This window comes from Bartonella sp. AD328YNZD (assembly GCF_042196425.1).
Genome location: NZ_JBHIQG010000338.1, coordinates 1 through 2,490 on the forward strand (window position 1 = coordinate 1; position 2,490 = coordinate 2,490).

Genomic DNA, 2,490 nt, shown 5'->3' on the forward strand with positions numbered 1-2,490 from the left:
TTCAATATGTTATTGTACAACTGATCTGGCGATGTTGATAGTAGATCGCTAAATATATTGTTCTGGTCATTAAAATAGATAGTTCAATCCGCTTTTATTCTTAGAGCTATGCTGAGATGAAACGCCGATGAGAAATACCACCAGTTAAGGAAATAATAATCGTTAAGATTTGAATTGTTTCAAAATCGCTGTGGTTTTTACATAAGGCTTTGTACTAAGTTGGAAGAGTTGAGATTAGATAAGAATACGCGATAATTCATTGTTCTTATAGTTATTTACCATTCAGTGCGCGTTTTATCAAAATCTATTTTGACACTTAAAATTGCAAAAATCGGAATTTAGGGAAAAATTTAGAACTGATGACCCGTGTCAGCAAAGCTGGGATTTACGAACAGTATTTAAAAGCTTTTAGCATTTATGCTGCCAAAGCGGCTATGGCTTTTGATATGAATGGGGGATTAGATTGGTGAATGCTTTGCCAGATTGCGCAATGTCTTCAAACTAAATCAAGTTCAGATCACAATGAAATTGCGTGTGAAGGAAATAGAAAATCAAAGGTGCACCTTGCACTTTGGGTGGGAGAGAGGAATAGGGATAACTTGACCAAATTGCTTAAACGTTTCTCTCTTTAATAATATATCTGAATAATGTGCTTGGGACATGGAAAAATTTTCAGTCAATTTACTCTAGAAGAGATGAACACATCTTATATACGCTTTTTCTCAAATAATGTGACTCCGGCTCAAGAACTTATCATCTCAAATTGCGACCTTTAAGAGAAAAAAATAAAGACGTATTAAAGAGATTTTAAATGATCTTTGAAAGGTCTTTGAAGATTTTTAAAAAGTCTGTGAAAGCCCAGAAAACCGCCTTTGAAGACCCTTTGAAAAAAACAATCTAAAAGTTCAATTGACTCCAAAATCAACCCAAAATGACAAAAAAAGCAAAAAAGATTTTCACCTATTGATGGTTATCTATTTTTAGAGGCAATATATAATTGTAAATCAAATAGTTATGTAATTTTTCTAATGTAAAAAGATTTTCATATCGATTTTTCATATTTAAAGGGGCATTAAGTCGTATCTTGTGTAGTTACTATGTGTAGTTACTAGATGTGTATTTTCAGCCTCTATTTGACGCTTTAAATGCAGTTTTAAAAGAGGTAAAATAAGCTCGACGTCTTCCGTGTCGTTGATGTCTTGAACAAGCTCTTGCAGTTTTCCATAAAGTTCCGCCGCGCGTTCCGCTATATCTTCAGGAGGGAGTTTTATATTTGCATCGCGATAGGTTGTATAAGCTATGCGACCAAGCTTTTTCATGAGACCAGCAGGAATGGTGGGTGCTTTAAAACCAGCTGCTTTCGCCTTTGCCATGTCACTAAGCATTTCGCCTTCACCTAATGACGGAAACGCATGAAAAAGAGACAGATAAAATAATGGAAAACATAATACGTAAACAAGAAGATTTAATTCAAACACAAAAAGATTTAATGGAAAAAATTAACCGCTTTTGAGACTATTCTCCTCGAGTGGCAGTAAAAAGCTGGGCCAAAAAATAGTTTCAAGTATTTTCTCTGCATGATTTGATGAAGTGTGTTCAATGATAAAGATTGGTGTGCTTACGATATCTGGTTTTAGGTGGCGAACTGTGAAAGAAAATTCTGTTTCTTCAGATGCATCTAAATTAAAAAAATCGAAGATCTCCTGTGTTTTTAAATCTGCTACAAAAAGACTTTTTAAGGGTATATACTTTTCATTTTCTGGTTCTAAATGCATTGGATATCTTCCCAAAAGAGCACCTTTATCAAACGCAAATGGGTTTTCGTTATATAACCGAAAATTATTTATTCTCATTGTTTGCTCTGTAGGATTTTTTATGATGCCATTTACCTCTATGAAGAAGTCTTTGTCATATTTGTATGCTGTTGACTCTTTCATAGTAACCTTCAACTTTGGACCTAAGTCTCGTATTTGTTTTTCTGCCCATAAAATGGAGACGTGCTCTTTTGCGGCTTCAGCTTGTTTTTTTAGCTGTTCTAATTGCCTTTCTATATTGTCTAAATCTTCTTCTCGTTTTTTTGCAGATTTTTCTAAATCTTCTTGGCGGATTTTGTCAGCTTCTTTGCGGTTTTTATTTCTTAAAATAAGAGCCACTAAAAGAGATGCAATAAATGACAAAAAACCTGTAAGAAATATCTTTATCCATTCTTGCATCATAACTCCCCCCACTTTTTTAGAATCGTTGGGAGGTTACTTTTTCAAAAACATTTTTGCAAGACAGGCAATCACAACACGCTCTGTCATAGCGCACGTATAAATACGCAACAGCCTTAAGGGGGGGACTATGATCACTAATTTATATTTAATAAAAAAAGGGGATGCGCATGTCTAATGGTATGCCATGGATAAGATTCCATTTGTATGACTGGATAAGTGGTACAGATGGGATGACGTTGGAACAACGGGGCGTTTATATAACGCTTATTGTACG

General features: G+C 34.7%; 1 protein-coding gene and 1 pseudogene. Both read right to left on the bottom strand.

Going from position 1 to position 2,490, the window contains the following annotated elements:
- Nucleotides 1-1,061: 1,061 nt before the first annotated feature.
- Nucleotides 1,062-1,397 (bottom strand): annotated as a pseudogene (locus ACFIO3_RS11470) (transcriptional regulator); the annotation flags it as partial.
- Nucleotides 1,398-1,499: 102 nt separating this feature from the next.
- Nucleotides 1,500-2,216: a hypothetical protein gene (locus ACFIO3_RS11475; protein WP_375608555.1), complete on the bottom strand. Its 717-nt coding sequence runs from the start codon at nucleotides 2,214-2,216 to the stop codon at nucleotides 1,500-1,502.
- Between the last annotated feature and the right edge of the window lie 274 nt (nucleotides 2,217-2,490).

What these genes read in the sequence shown, in the direction of transcription:
- ACFIO3_RS11475 (WP_375608555.1), bottom strand. Translation starts at nt 2,216, where the DNA reads ATGATGCAAGAATGGATAAAGATATTTCTTACAGGTTTTTTGTCATTT.